The 1,353-nt window shown below is 55.1% G+C and carries 1 protein-coding gene; it reads left to right on the forward strand.

What is annotated here, in order from left to right; translation table 11 throughout:
• Positions 1–1,209, forward strand: a 1,209-nt coding sequence (locus CW742_RS13285) for a hypothetical protein (RefSeq protein ID WP_292421165.1), incomplete at its 5' end; no start/stop codon positions are given.
• Between the last annotated feature and the right edge of the window lie 144 nt (positions 1,210–1,353).

Below are 1,353 nucleotides of genomic sequence, written 5' to 3' on the forward strand. Positions count from 1 at the left end.
CTTCTCCCGTTGCCTCTTCGCCGGCAGCGTCAGATGGGTATAAGCGACAGCTTTACGACCGTGGTCTTCTCGTCATTTGTCGATTACTTCGACATCGGGATTTACCTCAAATACACCCTCCTGACCCTTGAGGGCGGGTTCCCGTATACAAGCGCGGAGTTCCAGTATCCCATCCTCGCCTTCGTCCCGATGATGATCGCCGCCATTCCCGCCCTCCTCTTCCAGAACGCCATGGCGTTCTTCTTCACATTCCAGGCGCTGATGGTCCTGTGCGACATCGTTACTGTTCTCTGTGTCTACCTCATCTGCCTCAAACTCTTCAACGAGAAGACAGCACTCCTTGCAGGGCTCATCTATGCTGCAGCGTTCGCGGCAGCGTACTTTGTCATCACGAAGTACGACGCCTTTCCGGCGGCACTCCTGATGCTTGCGCTCCTCTTCACCATCTATGGCCACTCCGCGAAGGGATATGCAGTTTCCGTGATCGGCGCGTTTGCCAAGGTCTTCCCCGGCATTGCCCTCCCGTTTCTGATCCTTTTCAACGCAAAGAAAACCTCGCTCCGGGAGGAGATCATCGCCGCGCTGAAAGTCGGAGGTCCGGTTTTCATCATCCTCTTTGTCCCCCTCTTTGTCCTTTATCCGGAAACGCTGAAGATCTATCTTCCCATCCGCTCGGAGCTCGGGTATTACTCCAACACCCTGACCTTTACCCTGTACTCGTGGTTCCACGACGTCTTTGGGCTTAGCATCTCCATCGATCTCGTCTCAGCAGGGATGTACCTTCTCATGGGGGCGGGTTTCCTCATTCTCCTCTTTATCGCCTGGAAGCTCCCGCAGCGGGACGCCGTCCTGATGCTCAAACTGATCCTGTGCGCCATCGTTCTCGTGGTATTCTGCGCGAAGGTCCGGAGTCCCCAGTACATCGTGTGGTTCACGCCTCTTCTCTGCATCCTTGCGGTGGATGACTCCAGAAAGATAGCGGCGCTCTTCGTCTTCCAGGCACTCGCCTACATTGAGTTCCCGCTGATGTTCGGAGCATACTATACGGCCCTTACTTATACCGGGCCGGTCATGTCGGGCGGGTGGATGGTCACACTGGGGATGTTCACGCTGATGTACCTCTCCCTGCTTGCCTGTGTCTGGCTGGTTGTGGATCCTCCGAAGATTGTCTCCTCGCTCAGAAAAGCAATGCAGGCGCCTGCAGCATAATCGACCCACACGCCTTTTCCCCCCGCTCCCTCGCCGAACCGGGTATCTTTTTGATTACAGCTGTATATCCCAAAATAACCCACTCTCGATGATCTGTCTATTCGACAATTCTCAGAGACCACACGTCAGTGTCCTAACACTTGT

The sequence above is a fragment of the Methanoregula sp. genome, from assembly GCF_002835825.1.
Taxonomy (GTDB): domain Archaea; phylum Halobacteriota; class Methanomicrobia; order Methanomicrobiales; family Methanospirillaceae; genus Methanoregula.